This is a genomic window from Pectobacterium sp. IFB5596 (assembly GCF_021432585.1).
Taxonomy (GTDB): domain Bacteria; phylum Pseudomonadota; class Gammaproteobacteria; order Enterobacterales; family Enterobacteriaceae; genus Pectobacterium; species Pectobacterium punjabense.
Genome location: NZ_LXFY01000001.1, coordinates 674,924 through 690,266 on the forward strand (window position 1 = coordinate 674,924; position 15,343 = coordinate 690,266).

The window sequence follows — 15,343 nt, forward strand, 5'->3', positions numbered from 1 at the left end:
ATGGCACGCCCGGAGAATTCACCACCCGCTCGCCGTCGTTTTCTGCGTGACGCTGTTCGTGCCGTAGCGGGTTTATCCGCAGCGGTGACGATACTCGGCATTCAGCAGCGACGCGCTCAGGCTGACGTACTCCGGCTGCGGCCGCCGGGTGCGCTGCCTGAAGCGGCGTTTTCCGGTGCCTGCATCCGCTGTGGGCAATGTGTTCAGGTCTGCCCCTACGATACGCTGAAGCTGGCGACGCTGGTCTCCGGCCCCGCAGCCGGTAGCCCTTATTTTGTCGCTCGCGATATCCCGTGTGAGATGTGCGAGGACATTCCCTGCGTCGTCGCCTGCCCCAGCGGTGCGTTACAGCCGCTGGATACTATCGATGATGCCCGCATGGGATTGGCGGTGTTGTTAGATCAGGAAAACTGCCTGAACTATCAGGGGTTACGCTGCGATGTGTGTTATCGCGTCTGCCCTCTCATCGACAGCGCCATCACACTGGAACCAGAGCGCAATGCCCGAACCGGAAAACATGCCCGTTTTCTACCCACGGTACATAGCAATATCTGTACAGGTTGTGGAAAGTGTGAAAAGGCCTGCGTGCTGGAACAACCTGCGATAAAGGTCTTGCCGCGTGCGTTGGCAAAAGGCGAACTCGGACACCACTACCGTTTCAGTTGGCTGGAGGCACGCGATGGCAAATCGTAAGCAAGACGCCGGACAAGAAGCTCGGGCGAAAAAAGGCTGGTGGCGCAGCCATCAATGGCTGGTACTGCGCCGCCTGATCCAATCTCTTGTGCTGCTCATGTTCCTCAGTGGCCCACTGTTAGGGTTCTGGATTTTGCGCGGTAACTACAGCGCCAGCCGATTGTTCGATACCGTGCCACTTAGCGATCCGCTAATGGTGCTGCAAAGTCTGGCTAGCGGTCATCTGCCCGCCGCTCTTGCGCTGATCGGGGCGCTGATTATTGCCCTGAGCTATGCGCTGGCGGGTAAGCGTCTGTTCTGTAGCTGGGTCTGCCCTGTGAATCCACTCACCGATTTAGCCGCCTGGCTACGTCGTCGTTTCGGCATCACCGCCTCGGCAACACTCCCCCGCAACCTGCGCTACCTGCTGCTGATATTTATTCTGGCAGGGAGTGCACTGACGGGTGGGCTGCTGTGGGAATGGGTCAACCCCGTCTCACTGGCGGGTCGTGGGCTAATTTTCGGATTTGGTGCGGGTATCTGGCTGCTGCTGGCGCTGTTTCTGTTTGATTTATTGGTCGTGGAACACGGCTGGTGCGGGCACCTCTGTCCGACTGGCGCGCTGTATGGTGCGCTTGGTGCGAAAGGCGCACTGGTTGTGGATGCCGCAGAGCGTGAACGCTGTACGCGCTGCATGGACTGCTTTCATGTCTGTCCAGAGCCGCAGGTGCTGCGCGCGCCCTTGCTCGATAAACACAGTCCGGTACAGATCGCTGACCGTGACTGCATAACATGCGGACGCTGTATTGATGTCTGCGCTGAAGACGTTTTTAAAATAACCCTTAGATGGAAATCGGGAGCAAAGTCATGAAAAGCCTGAGAATGGGATGGTTTCGTTGGATCACCGCCCTAGCGATAATGTGCAGTGCGATAGCCACTGCACAGGTCGATTTAAGCCAATCGCCGGAAGTCGCCGCGACACAGCCGGGAAATAGCCGAATGCCGAAGCAGCAGGAGCGTATGGCGCTCAACTATGTCAACCAACCGCCGATGATCCCGCATAGCGTGGATGGTTATCAGGTCACTCCAACTTTTAACCGCTGTTTACAGTGCCACGGCGTAGAGAGCTACCGTTCCACCAGCGCTCCCCGCGTCAGCCCAACCCATTTTGTCGATAGAGATGGCAAAGTGCTGAGCAATGTGGCGCCTGCACGCCATTTCTGCCTGCAATGCCACGTGCCACAGGCGGATAGTTCGCCGATTACCGGCAACACGTTCACCCCTTCTAAAGGCTTTGGACAGTGAGGTTTGCTATGAAACAACCAGGAAAAGTAGGACGGTTGTTGCGCCAACTGTGGCAATGGTGGCGCCGCCCAAGTCGGTTAGCATTGGGAACGCTGCTGATTATCGGCTTCGCAGGCGGTATTTTCTTTCTGGCGACGTCCCAGAAAGGCATGGAAATGAGCAACAGCGAGGCGTTCTGCATCAGCTGTCATGAAATGCGCAATACCGTTTATCAGGAATATATGGAAACCGCACACTACAGCAACCGCAGCGGCGTGCGCGCCACCTGCCCGGATTGCCACGTTCCGCATGAATTTGTGCCCAAAATGGTACGTAAGATTCAAGCCAGCAAAGAGCTGTACGGCAAAATAATGGGTACCATTGATACGCCACAAAAGTTCGAAGCACACCGACTGACGATGGCGCAAAGCGAATGGCGGCGCATGAAAAATAACAATTCTCAGGAATGCCGCAACTGCCACAACTTTGACTACATGGATTTTTCAGGGCAAAAAACAGTCGCGGCGGAAAAACACAGCGAAGCGATAAAACTCGGCCAAACCTGTATCGATTGCCACAAGGGCATCGCACACAAACTGCCGGACATGCACGGCGTCAAAAGCGGGTTATAACCCGCCCCCTTCGTAACACTCGGGACGGCGTATGCCGTCCTCAACACAAGCGGAAGTATCCGTTCCTCTCAAATAATTTTGTAATTACAGCGAAGGTTTCGTGCGCAGTAAGCCACGTGATTTTCTGCAACTCGCGTCGCACGCGCCCGACGCGGGGCGGCTCAATTACCGTCGCCCCGCGACCCCTGGCTTTTCGCGGGGAATTACGCCGCTTCGCGGTGCCTTCGGCGCTCGTATCCGCTGATCGAACCGCCTGCGACGTGCTCCCAGCACGGCGCAGACTTTCGCGGCGTCCATGCCGCTCATCCGGCGGCCACGCTCACCTCAGCGCAATTCTTTACGCTCGAAATCTTCACTGCAACAATTGCAAAGAGTTACCCTGCTTATTGCGCACGAAACCTTCACCGTAACAACAGAAACGAAAAAAGGGCGATATATCGCCCTTTTGTTATTGATGATGAAGATAAAAAGGATCTACTTCCCCGTGGTCGCCTGCACCGACAGTGACGCTTTCGCCTGCGCCACGCTGCGCTCGATGACCGCACGGCGCGTGTCGTTTTGCGGTAACAGTTTTAGCATCGTTTGCCAGGCGTCAATCGCGTCCTGATAACGCTGGGCTTCATAGGCATTAAAAGCCAGCAGGCTCAGCACGCGCACATTGGTCGAGCCGGAGTTCATTAGTTCACGCAGCATTTCTCCACCGCGTTGGCTATCACGAGGATCGGTGGATCGAGACAGCAGATCGGCATAATCCAGCGCCAGATCCGTATTTTTCGGATCGAGCTGAAACGCTCTGGCAAAGGCCTGTACAGACATGTCGTAGTTACTCAGCAAGCCCGCAATGCGTCCCAACATCCACCAGTCTTGTGCATTGTCTGGCTGTGCCTCCAACTGGCTGCGCAACCCCAATCCGAGGCGTGCCACCTCTTCGATGGTCAGTGGTTCTGCATCCGCATCTAGCGCTCGCGTCATCAGGTCCGGCGTTAATGCAACGACCTGCTGTAACTCTTGCACCCGATTAACCGCAGAAGTCTTCCAAAACACGCCGAGGCTGACGATGACCAGCAGCAGGCCCCCCGGCAGCAAAACCCAACGGCTCAGCGGACGCTGCACGGCCTTCGCCCCGCCAGGAATATCCTGCAACAGCGTATGCTGGAGCTCTTCAACCAGTTGCGCTCGTTCACGCTCGTTGACAACATCGCCATTCAGCTCGCGCAGACGATCGCGATACAACGCCTGATTGATCGTATCGCGATCGTATTCGCCTCGTGACGACCATGGCGCAAGCAGCAGCGCAGACAATGCAATCAGTGATAAAACAATGATGGTTGTCAGTAACATCATTCCGATTTCCCCTCATGTCCCAACAACGTCTGCAAACGCTTTTTATCCTGTTCGCTCATCGGTTCTTTGGCACTCTTGATACGACGCGCGCGCCGAATAATTATCACTGCCCCCGCCGCCAGAAACAGCCCAGGCAGTAGCCATAATAAGATCGTGAAAGGCGTGATCGGTGGTTCATATGTCACAAAGTAGCCGTAACGATCCACCATGTAATCGACAACCTGCTCTTTCGTTTGCCCCTGCTGCATCAGTTCATACACTTTCTGCCGCATATCTGAGGCAATCATCGAATTGGAATCAGCGATACTGTTGTTCTGGCATTTCGGGCAGCGCAGTTGCATGGTCAACTCGCGGAACTGTTGCTCCTGTGTGTCGTTGTCAAAACGCAATACCTCGGATGACGCCAGGACGCCGAACGACAGCAGCAATGCACCAAGTAAGCTAAACACTCTCATGCGCCGCCCTCCTTGCTGTATTTTTCCCACAGCGGTTGCAGCGTTTCTTGCCACACCTGCATATTGAGATCGCCCGCATGGCGATAGCGAATGATGCCTTTCCCGTCGATCAGGAAGGTTTCCGGCGCACCATACACGCCCAGATCCAGCCCCAACATACCGTCGCCATCAAACAAGCTCATCGCATAGGGATTGCCTAACGTCTTCAACCATTCAACCGCTTTGGGGCGCTCATCTTTATAATTCATGCCCACGACGCGGATTCCCTGCGCCGCCAGCGTGTTGAGGAACTGGTGCTCCGCCCGACACGTTGGGCACCAGGTCGCCCAGACATTTAGCAACAGCGGTTTGCCATCGCTCAACTCAGATTGGCTATACACCTTTCCCGCCTGATCCAGAGATTCGAGACGAAATTCAGGGATTGGCTTACCAATCAAGGCAGATTCCAGCCGCATCGGATCGTCGCCGCCGCTGTTCCGCACCAGTTGCCACAGCAAGGCAACAGCCAGCAGTAAAAACAGCACTAACGGGATTAACAAAATCTTACGACTCATGACGATGTCTCCCTCACAGCCCGACGCAGACGATAGCGCGGGTCGAACATACACAGAATGCCACCCAACGCCATCAGCCCACCGCCATACCAAATCCAGCGGATAAAGGGTTTGTAATACAGTCGTACCGCCCAGCTATCGTCATCCAACTCTTCACCCAAAGCCGCATAGAGATCGCGCGTCACACCCGCATCAATCGCCGCTTCCGTCATGATCGCACCGCTGGTGTTATAGAAGCGCTTTTCCGCCGTCAGGATCGCCTCCGGCTTGCCGTTACGCGTGACCTCGATCGTCCCTTTACCGCTGTGCCAGTTCGGCCCCACCACATCCTGCACGCCTTGAAACGTAAAGCGGTAATCATGGATCTGTATGCTGTCGCCTGCCCGCATCCGCACATCTCGCTCAACGCTATAATTCTGACTGAAGGCGATACCCACCACCGTCACCGCCAACCCTATATGGCCGCACACCATGCCCCACTGGCTCAGTGAGAGTGTGGCCAAACCACGCAGCAGGCCGTGACGTCGAGTGGAATTGGTGTGCAGTTCGTACACCGTTAAGAAAAATACCCACAGCGCCATCGACAGACCGACCACCGTCATGGCAACAAGGGAATCCTGCAACAGCCAGGGAAGCAGCAGCGACAACACAGCAGTGACGGCCATTGCTACCAGTAACAGCTTACGCAGCTTTTGCGGCTCGTCACGCCGCCAGCGAACCAGCGGCCCCACGCCCAGCAGCAGGGCGAAAGGAGCCATTAATAGAGTAAACATGATGTTGAAGAACGGAGCGCCAATCGAAATGCTGCCCAACCCCAACTGCTTATGCACCAGCGGCAACAGCGTTCCCAGCAGCACAACCAATGTGGCCGCCATCAGGATCAGGTTATTACCGAGCAGGAACGTTTCACGCGACCAGAGCGAATTCGTGACCCGCGCCCGCACCCGATTGCCTTTGATGGCGAACAGCAGCAACGAACCACCGATAACAATGACCAAAAATGCGAGAATAAACATGCCACGCGCCGGATCGGAGGCAAACGCGTGCACCGACACCAGTACGCCGGAGCGCACCAAAAACGTTCCCAGCAGGCAGAGCGAGAATGCGCCGATAGCCAGCAGTACCGTCCAGGCCTTGAAGCTGCCGCGTTTCTCGGTAACCGACAGCGAATGCAGCAGCGCCGTACCCACCAGCCACGGCATCAATGAGGCATTTTCCACCGGGTCCCAGAACCACCAGCCGCCCCAACCCAGTTCGTAATAGGCCCAACCTGAACCCAGCACGATACCCAGCGTCAGGAACGACCAGGCCGCCTGTGTCCACGGCCGAGACCAACGAGCCCACGCGCTGTCCAGTCGTTCCGCCAGCAACGAGGCAACCGCAAACGCAAACGCCACGGAAAACCCGACATAACCCATGTAAAGCAGCGGTGGGTGGAAGATAAGCCCGACATCCTGCAACAGCGGATTGAGATCGCGTCCATCAATCGGATAGTCCGGTAGCGTACGCGTAAAGGGATTCGACGTCAGGATGATAAATAGCAGGAAGCCGACATTAATCATCCCCATAACGGCTAACACGCGGGCGACCGCATCCAGCGACATTCCCCGGCTGAAGACCGCCACGGCGAAGGTCCAGCCACTCATCAGCAGCACCCAGAGCAGCAGCGATCCTTCATGTGCACCCCATGCCGCCGCCACGCGATACCACACCGGCAGTGCACGGTTTGAGTTGTTTGCGACATAAAGGACGGTGAAATCATTGATCACCAGCGCATGTACCAACACGAGGAAGGAAGCCAAAATGCATGCGAACAGTACCCAGGAAAGGGGACGAGCCAGTGCCATCAGTCGTGCATCCTGACGCGACGCCCCCCATAGTGGATACACGCTGAGCAACAGCGCAACACCCAGCGCCAGACACAGCAGATAGTTGCCTACTTCAGGCATCATAACGGTTTACCCTCTGTCGCTACCGCAGAGGCATGGCCGTTCTGCCCTTCCATCGCCGCTTTAATTTCCGGTGGCGTGTAATTTTCGTCATGGCGGGCAAGCACTTCTTTCGCGGCAATATGATCGTCGCTATCCAGAATACCCTGCGCCACAACCCCTTGCCCTTCACGGAAGAGATCGGGCAACATCCCGTTGTAAGTCACATCAACTGAACCCTGTGCATCATAAACGGTGAAGCGGACTTCCAGACTTTGGCTGTCACGGCGCACGCTGCCCGGCATCACCATGCCACCCACGCGCAGGCGCTGCCCGATGGCAGGTTTTTCCTGCGTTTCATTCTTGCCATAAAGAATTTCACTGGGCGTATAAAAGAGATCGATATTTGAACTCAATGCATAGAGCGTCAGTGCTACCGTCAACACCGTGCCGCAAACAACGGCCAGAATGGCATAGAGGCGGGTTTTACGCGGGGCACTCATTGCACCACCTCCATTGCTGCCGGCTGACGCGCCGTGCTCTTACGCTGCTCGCGTGCCTGCTGGCGGCGGATGTCGTTTAATAAAGCACGGCGACGCCAGAAGGTATGTCCGATCAACGCGCTAAGCGGTAACAGTGTTAACACCACTGCCAGCCAGACATACAAGGCATAGCCACCCATCGCAAAAAAATCCTGCCAGCTTGTGAAGGCGATGTTCATCGTGCTATTCCTCCTTTATTGACCAGCGCAGCAACCCAAGGGGCGCGACGCTGTTGCACCAGTATCAGATTACGCAACCGCATGAGTGACAACGTCACGAACAAACTCATAAACCCTAGCATCATAATGCGTAGCGGCAGGCGCATAGCGGGATCGATAGTTTTCTGCATTTTTGTCGATGCCTGATGTAGGGTATTCCACCACTCGACCGAGAAATGGATGATGGGTAAATTCACCACGCCAACCAGCACCAGAATGGCTGCCGCACGGCCAGCAAGACGGCGATCGTCAAATGCGTTGTAGAGCGCGATGATACCGACGTACAGAAACAGCAGAACGAGTTCGGACGTCAGGCGCGCATCCCACACCCACCAGGTCCCCCACATCGGTTTGCCCCAGGTGGCTCCCGTCGTCAGCGCAATAAAGGTAAACACCGCGCCGACCGGTGCCATCGCCGCCACGGCAAGCTCCGCTGTTTTTGACTGCCGAATCATCCCGATCAGTGCAAATATTGCCATTACGGCATAGACACCCATCGACCACACGGCGGCTGGCACGTGTAGGTACATGATGCGATATCCTTGCCCTTGCTGGTAATCCGCAGGCGCAAACCCAAACCCTAACAGGCAACCGCCAATCAGCAGCGCTACGCTGATCAGGGCAACCCAAGGGATAAGCCTGCCGCAAAGGCCATAAAGGCGATCCGGCTGCGTAAGCTGATAGTTTTTTCTCAACATAATCGTGTGCTCACTCTGCGTAAAACTCATCCCAACGGGACGATAAAGGCGATCCTAAGATCGGAAAATTATTGAATACTCACCCGCAACGCGGCCGCCGTGGCAAACGGGCTTAGGGTCGCGCTGCCCACCAGAAAGGCACCGAGGATCGCCAGATACCCGCCTACCGGCAGTTGCATCATCGCGGCCTCTACTGCCGCCGTTGCAAAAATCAGCAGCGGTATGGTCAGCGGCAATACCAATAGGCTTAACAGCACGCCGCTGCGGCGCAGCCCAACCGTTAATCCCGCACCAATGGCGCCAAGAAAACTGAGCGTTGGCGTGCAAAGTAACAGCGTTAACGCCATCACCCACCAACCGTGACTGTCCAACCCAAACAGCAACGCCGCCAGCGGCGAAAGCAGTAGCAGCGGCAGTCCGCTAACCATCCAATGCACCACCACTTTCGCCAGCACCACTAACGGCAGCGGCAACGGCAGCAGCGTCAGCTGTTCCAGCGAACCATCCTGATAGTCATCACGGAAAAGACGATCCATCGCCAGTAGAGAAGCCAGCAATGCCGCCACCCACACCACGCCCGGTGCCACACGCATCAATAGTTGCGGCTCAGGTCCAATAGCCAGAGGAAATAAGATGATGACGATAAGGAAAAACCACAGCGGGTTAAGAATCTCCGCGTTATTGCGTAACGCGACGCGTAATTCCCTAGCAATCAGGCGCCGCATTATGGTGCTTCCTCAGTCGGTGTGAGCTGAATACAGCGGATGCGTTGAGCGAACGGGCGTAGCGGCTGATGCGTGGTTAAAATAATGATGCCGCCGCGCGCAATATGGTGTTCCATACGCTGCGTCAGCATTTCAACGCCCGCCACGTCAAGCGCGGTAAGCGGTTCATCCAGAATCCACAGCGGCACGTCGGTGAGCCACAAACGAGCCAGTGCGACACGGCGTTGCTGCCCCGCCGAAAGGCGCGCCACGGGCACGTCTTCATATCCAGCCAGCCCGACGGCAGCGAGTGCCTGCCAATGGGCATCCTGATGCTGCTGCGGAGAGAAAAAGCGCAGATTTTCTTCACCAGTCAAAACGCTCTTGATGCCCGGCTGATGGCCTAGCCACAGAAGCTGCTGATTAAAATGTTCACGTATGCGGTTAATTCGCTGCCCTTGCCAGCAGACGTCTCCCGACTCAGGCGTCGCCAGACCGCTTAAGATGCGCAATAGCGATGTTTTTCCTACCCCGTTGGCACCGGCAATCTGCACCATTTCTCCCGGGCTGGCGGTAAACGACAACGCGCTGAACAGCACATGCTCATCGCGTATGCAAACCACATCGCGCGCTTCTAACATCGGGGTGTACTCCTACTTTCTAATGCCATATACCCTGGGTATAGAATAACATGGCGCCTTTACTCCCCCTCTCGGGGGGCGTAACCATAAAGAGTTAATCTTTTTTATTGAGATCAATAAAGTCGGCGATTCCGGTTATCCCTATCATCGAGTCGTATCGAAAACCACGCCGACACGCCTACACCGGAAATCTATTGGGCATATTTTTATGCAGCCGCCGAGAGCGTTTCGTGCGCCACAAGACCGTCATTTTATGCAACCGCTTAGCACGCGCCGGACAACAAGCACTCCCCAAAGGCACTAAAGCAAAACGTATCACGCACTATTTCTGGCTGTTCTTTAGCAACGTTGCCGTGTTGATTGCTTCGATCAACTGGACGCGATTCACCCGTGGGCTGTACGTATCCAGCAGGCGCTGCCAAATCGCAATCGCGCGCGCATAGTCCGCTTTCAAGAACGCATCAGACGCCAGCAGCATTAGCGCCGTCACTTCATTGGCATCCAGCGCCAGCGCTTTATCGATCATTTCCTGCATCGTAGGCGTGACGGTTTGGCCTGCCTGGTAATACAGCACCGTTGCCAGCGCCGAATACAGCTCTGCACTGTCACCCTTCAGTACGATCGCCTGCCGATAAGCGCGCAACGCATTGTCATAGGCGTTACGGTAAAGATAATATTCACCTAACTCAGCCCAGAGGACGCTGTTGCCCGGCGTTTTACGAATGTTACCCTGCAAGGTAGCAAGCTGTTTTTCCTGCTGTTGTACATCGCTAAAATCGTGTAACGGATCGGCAAGCCGCTGGCGCTCCGCTTGAACGAGCTCACTGCGCGGGCTTAGCGCGTAGAGCACCGCGCTACTCAAGAAAATAACGATGACCGCAGCCACAACGGCAAGGGTTGGTATCGGACGCTGCGTGAAAGAAGGAAGTGACGTTAGTGGCAGGTCGTGAGACAGTTCGCGCCCCAGCATCTTTGCCTCATGCTCGGATAGATGCTTCCTGGCTTGTTCACACTGAAAATGCCAGATGCGCTTCGCTAAGCGTTGTAACTTGCCATCGTCCTCCGGCTTGTGCTGGGGCAAGAGCGGCCACAGCAGCCCGGCAATCAGGATAATGGCGACAGCGGCGATCAATACTTCTAACAGGCTCATGGGCGTGCCCCTCGATTCTGTCGCCGTATCACTCGCCACGCAATAACCACAATCGCTAACAGCAAGAGCAACGGTGTTAACCAAAGTATGCCGGTTTGTATTTTCATCGGTGGGTTGTACTGAACAAAATCGCCATAGCGCTGATTCATAAACGCGATAATTTCTGACTTGTCCTTGCCCTGCTCCACCATGGAAAAGACCTCATGGCGCATGCTGACTGCTACAGGTGAGTTTGATTCCAGCAGACTTTGGTTCTGGCATTGCGGACAGCGTAATTCTCCAGCAATCGCCAGCGCGTCCTGACGCTGCGCCTGACTCGAAAATACCCAGGTATCAACCACCTGAGCCTGCACAGAAAAAACCAGTAGCATGAGAAGCAGCGCAAGGGGTTTAGTCATAGACCCTTCTCCCTCGGAACCACCCCAGCAGTGCGCCCGCGACCATTAACATGCCACCACCCCATACCCAGCGAACGCCGGTCTGCACATAGAAACGCATCGCATAGCGGTTTTCGCCGGTTTTCTCGCCCATCACGGCATACCATTCTCTGATCGGTCCCCAGGCAATGCCCGGCTCAATCATCTGCTGCTTGCGTGCGTTGTAATAACGGCGTTCCGGCATGACGTGGGCGATTGGCGAATCACCACGATAGATCGCAATCACAGCCTGTTCTGCGGTGTAATTCTGCTCTGCCACTAAATCCAGCTGTAAAAATCGAAAATGATAGTCGCCCAACGTGACCTGTTCTCCCTGACCGACATTGACGCTGATTTCCTGCTTGCTGCCCGCAGAAAACACGATGCCCAAAGCAAACAGTGCCACGCCCGTATGTGCTAGTAGCGCAGGAAGCTGCTGGCGTATCGCCGACAGCGGCTGTAGCCATTGTGCCGCCATCACCCAGCCGATCAGGCCTGTAGCCAGTGCAACAGCGTACCCATACGGCCATAAGGCCAGAGTGGTGACAACACCAATTGCCAGCGTTATGGCTAAACGCCGGGAAGGCCACCGCGTATTGCGCTTCCAGTAACCTCCGGCAGCAATCCCAATCAGCAGCAGCATCAGGCCACCGAAAGGCAAAAGCACGCGGTTAAAGTAAGGCGCGCCGACGGAGATTTTCCCCCAGCCCGACAGCCCATAGATCATCGGGTAAAGCGTGCCGAGCAGTACCACCAGTGCGACAGCGCTGAATAACAGCAGCACCAACAGTATCGCCATTTCCCGCGACCAGCCAGAGAAACGGGCAGCAGAATGAACAAACTGGGCGCGCCAGCCATAAACGGCTAGCGCTGCCATGCTTAAACAAGAAAACAGGATAAATAAAGGCACTGCGCGGTCATGTTCGAGGGCGAAAGCGTGAACCGAAACCAGTATCCCAGAGCGCACGATCAGCGTACCCAGCAGGCATAAAATGAAGGTCAACAGCGCCAATATCAGCGACCAATGGCGGAAGATACCGCGCATGCGTGTGACAGACAGACTGTGGAGTAGTGCGCTCGCCGTTAACCACGGGAGCAATGAGGCATTTTCTACCGGGTCCCAGAACCACCATCCCCCCCAGCCCAGTTCGTTATAGGCCCACCACGATCCCAGGATGATGCCCAGCGTTAACAGGCTCCAGGCAGGCAGCGTCCAGCGCCAGCAAATCCAGGCGGTCGGAGCCGTAAACTCGCCGTGAATCAGGGAGGCTAATGCCAGTGCCGCACTCACGGTTAACCCGCCATAGCCCAGATAGAGCAACGGCGGATGGAGAATAAGGCCAATATGTTGCAACATCGGGTTGAGATCTCTTCCCGCCACCGCTGGCGGGAAGAGACGCACAAAAGGATCGGAAAAAAACACAATGAACACCAGCAGCGCGGTCGCTATCACGGCCAGCATCGCCAGCGTCAGCGGAAACAGTGCACTCGTCGCTTTGCGATAGCGGCAGGCAAACGCCGCGCTCCAGCCGGACAAACACAACAGCCACAGCAGCAGCGACCCTTCATGCCCGCCCCAAACCGCGGCTATTTTTAGCCCAAGGGGTAAATCACAGTGGCTATGCTGTGCGACATAATTAACGGAGAAATCATCCAGCACCACGCTCAGCGTCAGCGCGCCGAACGCGAACAGCACAAGACCAAATAGCACCAGCGTCCAACACCGCGCCAGTCGGTAAGTACCCGACCAGCGCAAGGAGTAGCCTGAAAAAGTCAGCAACGCTGTCGCCACGCCAACACACCCCGCCAGCGACAGCGCCACATACCCGAATTCTGGCAATAACAACATCAACGGGCCTCTTGCGGGGAATTAGACAACGGTTAACTGCCCCGCATAGAGGATAAAGAAACGCAGCAGCAAGACCCCCACCAGACTCATGCCACAAACCGCCAGCACGCCATAAGGTGAATGCAAGCGGTTAGCCCATGACTTGAGCAGCAAGGGAATGACTAATCCAACCCCTACAACACCCAGCCAGAACCACACGGCCCAAAATCCACCGCCCAACGCCGCCGCCAGCGCTCGCTGCTTCCCATCGTCCCCTAACGCGAGGCCAATAAAGAACGCGAACAGCAAGAAGATCTCCAACCACACAACAGGCGTTTCGACGCGATGGATAAAGTGCGCCTCTTCGCTATGCGGATTGCGACGATAACGGCAGGCCATGGCGATCAGCGCCACTGCCGCGCCGGAGGATATCCCCGAAAACAGGAATAACGCGGGGAGAATCGGGTTATTCAGCAGCGGACAGGTCTTCAGCGCGGAGAGTAAAAACCCGGTGTAAGCCCCTAACATCACCGCCAGCAGCAACATCACGATATCCAGCGATTTTTGCATCGGTGCCAGCCAACCAAGCACCTTGGGTAGAATACTCAGCTTCGGCAGCCAGCGCTGTTGCAGTACGATAGCCTGCTCGCTAAAAATGTTGACTAACCAGACCGCCAGCGCCGCCATGTAAACCTGAAACAGCATGACCCCAACAGACATCACCGAGGTAAAGCTGTAATGGAACATCAGCTTCCAGAACGTCCAGGGCCGCGTCAGGTGGAAGACCAGAATCAGCAATCCCAGGATAATGGTGCACGGCGCGAGAACCAACGTGGTGCGCATTAGCGTACTGTCTGCGGTTGCCTGCTCGGGATGGTAGCGTCGCAGCAAGGCCGACAGCGTGACCAGCCCCGCAGAGATGCCTACCAAAAACAGGTAAATCGCAATCGGCCAGTCCCAGACTAACGAATCAAAATGGAATGCGCTTGAAGACACGGGCGTCATTGATGAACCTCCCCGTATTTAAACGGTACGCGATAGACCTTAGGCCGGGTGCCGAGCGCAATTTTGTAACGATACGTCGGCTGTTGACGAAGCAGGCGGGAAATCTCGCTGTCAGGATCGTCAAGGTTACCGAATGTCAGCGCCTGAGTGGGACAAGACAACACACAGGCGGGTAGTTTTCCTGCTTTCAGGTTGGTCTTGCGGCAAAAATCACACTTGTCCGCCGTTTTCGTCTGCGGATGAATAAAGCGCACCTGATAAGGGCAGGCAGCAATACAGTATTGGCAGCCTACGCACAGATCGGGATTGACATCGACAATGCCGCTTGCCGCATCGCGATATGACGCCCCGGTAGGACACACGTCAACACAGGGCGCATGATCGCAGTGCTGACAGGAGTGACGGAAAAAACGGTATTTCACGTCAGGGAAGGTCCCAATCGGTTCGCTGCGAATGATCGTCAGGCGCGATACGCCTTCCGGCACCTGATTGACGTCACGACAGGCATCCATGCACGCCGTACAGCCGATACAGAGCGATTCATCGTGGATCATGCCGTAGCGGACGCCGTTGATATTCAGCGTCTGTGCGACAACCTGCCCCGCCGTGCTGGTGATGGCGATCAGCCCGCCCATACGGGCAATAAATTGACGACGAGAGCAACTCATGGCTGCCTCTTATTACCCAGATGCACTGAGGCTGGGTTGAAATCGGGGTTATTGCGCTGATCGCTATGGCAATCCACACACAGCTTGATGCGGCTTTTATCGTTCAGCGTCTGCATACTGTCCTGCGTAGGATGCAGTTGATGACAGCTGGCACAGGCCACTTTGGCCACATGTACATCATGTGGCCAAAACGATTTCTGCAACTGCTCCGGCGTATGGCATGACATACAGACGCTGTTTTGCTCTTCCACCTTATACATCGGGAAGTTAAAGCGCATGACATCTTTAACGCCTTCGCGGTGCAGCAGCGACGGCTTGCCATGACAGTTCGTACAGGTCACCTGCTTTTGATTATGCGGATTGACTGCGGAGGCATGTTTGCCTTTCATGCCATCCTCGTCCGGTTTATGGCACTGTAGACAAGCCTCATCGGGATTGCGCTGTGGTATTACTTCCCACCGCTCTCCTTTTTCCGCCTGAGGTGCGGGCTGCGTCAGCCCTGGCAAGGCCCAAAGCATGCCTGATACCAGCACCCCGGCAGTCAATAACGAACGTAATACGCTCATATCCACTCCACTCTATGATCGCCCGCGTCCACGGGCGA

Annotated in this window: 19 protein-coding genes; 4 read left to right on the forward strand and 15 right to left on the reverse strand. The window is 55.8% G+C overall.

Going from position 1 to position 15,343, the window contains the following annotated elements; genetic code table 11:
* From napG to napC, 4 genes are read left to right on the forward strand one after another with little or no spacing between them, the layout of a single operon-like run.
* Complete coding sequence (gene napG / locus A6301_RS03210; protein ID WP_107167624.1) at window positions 1–693, forward strand: ferredoxin-type protein NapG; 693 nt, start codon at window positions 1–3, stop codon at window positions 691–693.
* A complete protein-coding gene (napH, locus tag A6301_RS03215) occupies window positions 680–1,543 on the forward strand; it encodes a quinol dehydrogenase ferredoxin subunit NapH (RefSeq protein WP_205542734.1) in 864 nt (287 codons plus the stop codon). The genes napG and napH overlap by 14 nt, the downstream gene beginning before the upstream one ends.
* Window positions 1,540–1,977 carry a nitrate reductase cytochrome c-type subunit gene (gene napB, locus A6301_RS03220; RefSeq protein ID WP_107167626.1) on the forward strand — a complete coding sequence of 146 codons (438 nt, stop codon included), beginning with the start codon at window positions 1,540–1,542 and terminating at the stop codon, window positions 1,975–1,977. Before napH ends, napB begins: the two co-directional genes overlap by 4 nt.
* Window positions 1,978–1,985: 8 nt before the next feature.
* Window positions 1,986–2,588, forward strand: coding sequence for a cytochrome c-type protein NapC (gene napC / locus A6301_RS03225; RefSeq protein WP_010276503.1), 603 nt, complete (start codon window positions 1,986–1,988; stop codon window positions 2,586–2,588).
* Between the two features lie 474 nt (window positions 2,589–3,062).
* On the opposite strand, the gene ccmI is transcribed toward napC, so the two are convergent.
* From ccmI to nrfB, 15 genes are all read right to left on the reverse strand, one after another.
* On the reverse strand, window positions 3,063–3,932 hold the full coding sequence (gene ccmI / locus A6301_RS03230) for a c-type cytochrome biogenesis protein CcmI (RefSeq protein ID WP_234257089.1): 870 nt from the start codon (window positions 3,930–3,932) through the stop codon (window positions 3,063–3,065).
* Complete coding sequence (locus A6301_RS03235) at window positions 3,929–4,387, reverse strand: cytochrome c-type biogenesis protein (protein ID WP_107167629.1); 459 nt, start codon at window positions 4,385–4,387, stop codon at window positions 3,929–3,931. Before A6301_RS03235 ends, ccmI begins: the two co-directional genes overlap by 4 nt.
* A complete protein-coding gene (locus tag A6301_RS03240; protein WP_215483103.1) occupies window positions 4,384–4,941 on the reverse strand; it encodes a DsbE family thiol:disulfide interchange protein in 558 nt (185 codons plus the stop codon). Before A6301_RS03240 ends, A6301_RS03235 begins: the two co-directional genes overlap by 4 nt.
* Entirely contained in the window at window positions 4,938–6,893 is a 1,956-nt protein-coding gene (locus A6301_RS03245) for a heme lyase CcmF/NrfE family subunit (protein ID WP_234257090.1), read from the reverse strand. Before A6301_RS03245 ends, A6301_RS03240 begins: the two co-directional genes overlap by 4 nt.
* Window positions 6,890–7,372: a cytochrome c maturation protein CcmE gene (gene ccmE, locus A6301_RS03250; RefSeq protein WP_107167632.1), complete on the reverse strand. Its 483-nt coding sequence runs from the start codon at window positions 7,370–7,372 to the stop codon at window positions 6,890–6,892. The genes A6301_RS03245 and ccmE overlap by 4 nt, the downstream gene beginning before the upstream one ends.
* On the reverse strand, window positions 7,369–7,590 hold the full coding sequence (gene ccmD / locus A6301_RS03255) for a heme exporter protein CcmD (protein WP_107167633.1): 222 nt from the start codon (window positions 7,588–7,590) through the stop codon (window positions 7,369–7,371). The genes ccmE and ccmD overlap by 4 nt, the downstream gene beginning before the upstream one ends.
* Window positions 7,587–8,327: a heme ABC transporter permease gene (locus tag A6301_RS03260; protein ID WP_205542743.1), complete on the reverse strand. Its 741-nt coding sequence runs from the start codon at window positions 8,325–8,327 to the stop codon at window positions 7,587–7,589. Before A6301_RS03260 ends, ccmD begins: the two co-directional genes overlap by 4 nt.
* Window positions 8,328–8,395: 68 nt before the next feature.
* Window positions 8,396–9,052 carry a heme exporter protein CcmB gene (ccmB, locus tag A6301_RS03265; RefSeq protein ID WP_080641343.1) on the reverse strand — a complete coding sequence of 219 codons (657 nt, stop codon included), beginning with the start codon at window positions 9,050–9,052 and terminating at the stop codon, window positions 8,396–8,398.
* Window positions 9,052–9,672, reverse strand: coding sequence for a cytochrome c biogenesis heme-transporting ATPase CcmA (gene ccmA, locus A6301_RS03270; RefSeq protein ID WP_205542744.1), 621 nt, complete (start codon window positions 9,670–9,672; stop codon window positions 9,052–9,054). The genes ccmB and ccmA overlap by 1 nt, the downstream gene beginning before the upstream one ends.
* 322 nt (window positions 9,673–9,994) lie before the next feature.
* A complete protein-coding gene (gene nrfG, locus A6301_RS03275) occupies window positions 9,995–10,822 on the reverse strand; it encodes a heme lyase NrfEFG subunit NrfG (protein ID WP_234257091.1) in 828 nt (275 codons plus the stop codon).
* Window positions 10,819–11,220, reverse strand: coding sequence for a heme lyase NrfEFG subunit NrfF (gene nrfF / locus A6301_RS03280; protein ID WP_234257092.1), 402 nt, complete (start codon window positions 11,218–11,220; stop codon window positions 10,819–10,821). The genes nrfG and nrfF overlap by 4 nt, the downstream gene beginning before the upstream one ends.
* Window positions 11,213–13,087, reverse strand: a complete 1,875-nt coding sequence (locus A6301_RS03285) for a heme lyase CcmF/NrfE family subunit (protein WP_234257093.1) — start codon at window positions 13,085–13,087, stop codon at window positions 11,213–11,215. Before A6301_RS03285 ends, nrfF begins: the two co-directional genes overlap by 8 nt.
* Before the next feature lie 21 nt (window positions 13,088–13,108).
* Window positions 13,109–14,071 (reverse strand): cytochrome c nitrite reductase subunit NrfD, encoded by a 963-nt coding sequence (nrfD, locus tag A6301_RS03290; protein ID WP_234257094.1) that lies wholly within the window; start codon window positions 14,069–14,071, stop codon window positions 13,109–13,111.
* The gene (gene nrfC, locus A6301_RS03295; protein WP_107167639.1) at window positions 14,068–14,739 is read right to left on the reverse strand and encodes a cytochrome c nitrite reductase Fe-S protein; all 672 of its coding nucleotides are present in this window, start codon (window positions 14,737–14,739) and stop codon (window positions 14,068–14,070) included. Before nrfC ends, nrfD begins: the two co-directional genes overlap by 4 nt.
* Complete coding sequence (gene nrfB, locus A6301_RS03300) at window positions 14,736–15,305, reverse strand: cytochrome c nitrite reductase pentaheme subunit (RefSeq protein WP_107167640.1); 570 nt, start codon at window positions 15,303–15,305, stop codon at window positions 14,736–14,738. Before nrfB ends, nrfC begins: the two co-directional genes overlap by 4 nt.
* Between the last annotated feature and the right edge of the window lie 38 nt (window positions 15,306–15,343).

Bases quoted from the DNA above. Each gene is read 5' to 3' on its own strand.
- napG (WP_107167624.1), top strand. From the start codon at position 1: ATGGCACGCCCGGAGAATTCACCACCCGCTCGCCGTCGTTTTCTGCGT.
- napH (WP_205542734.1), top strand. From the start codon at position 680: ATGGCAAATCGTAAGCAAGACGCCGGACAAGAAGCTCGGGCGAAAAAA.
- napB (WP_107167626.1), top strand. From the start codon at position 1,540: ATGAAAAGCCTGAGAATGGGATGGTTTCGTTGGATCACCGCCCTAGCG.
- napC (WP_010276503.1), top strand. From the start codon at position 1,986: ATGAAACAACCAGGAAAAGTAGGACGGTTGTTGCGCCAACTGTGGCAA.
- ccmI (WP_234257089.1), bottom strand. From the start codon at position 3,932: ATGATGTTACTGACAACCATCATTGTTTTATCACTGATTGCATTGTCT.
- A6301_RS03235 (WP_107167629.1), bottom strand. From the start codon at position 4,387: ATGAGAGTGTTTAGCTTACTTGGTGCATTGCTGCTGTCGTTCGGCGTC.
- A6301_RS03240 (WP_215483103.1), bottom strand. From the start codon at position 4,941: ATGAGTCGTAAGATTTTGTTAATCCCGTTAGTGCTGTTTTTACTGCTG.
- A6301_RS03245 (WP_234257090.1), bottom strand. From the start codon at position 6,893: ATGATGCCTGAAGTAGGCAACTATCTGCTGTGTCTGGCGCTGGGTGTT.
- ccmE (WP_107167632.1), bottom strand. From the start codon at position 7,372: ATGAGTGCCCCGCGTAAAACCCGCCTCTATGCCATTCTGGCCGTTGTT.
- ccmD (WP_107167633.1), bottom strand. From the start codon at position 7,590: ATGAACATCGCCTTCACAAGCTGGCAGGATTTTTTTGCGATGGGTGGC.
- A6301_RS03260 (WP_205542743.1), bottom strand. From the start codon at position 8,327: ATGTTGAGAAAAAACTATCAGCTTACGCAGCCGGATCGCCTTTATGGC.
- ccmB (WP_080641343.1), bottom strand. From the start codon at position 9,052: ATGCGGCGCCTGATTGCTAGGGAATTACGCGTCGCGTTACGCAATAAC.
- ccmA (WP_205542744.1), bottom strand. From the start codon at position 9,672: ATGTTAGAAGCGCGCGATGTGGTTTGCATACGCGATGAGCATGTGCTG.
- nrfG (WP_234257091.1), bottom strand. From the start codon at position 10,822: ATGAGCCTGTTAGAAGTATTGATCGCCGCTGTCGCCATTATCCTGATT.
- nrfF (WP_234257092.1), bottom strand. From the start codon at position 11,220: ATGACTAAACCCCTTGCGCTGCTTCTCATGCTACTGGTTTTTTCTGTG.
- A6301_RS03285 (WP_234257093.1), bottom strand. From the start codon at position 13,087: ATGTTGTTATTGCCAGAATTCGGGTATGTGGCGCTGTCGCTGGCGGGG.
- nrfD (WP_234257094.1), bottom strand. From the start codon at position 14,071: ATGACGCCCGTGTCTTCAAGCGCATTCCATTTTGATTCGTTAGTCTGG.
- nrfC (WP_107167639.1), bottom strand. From the start codon at position 14,739: ATGAGTTGCTCTCGTCGTCAATTTATTGCCCGTATGGGCGGGCTGATC.
- nrfB (WP_107167640.1), bottom strand. From the start codon at position 15,305: ATGAGCGTATTACGTTCGTTATTGACTGCCGGGGTGCTGGTATCAGGC.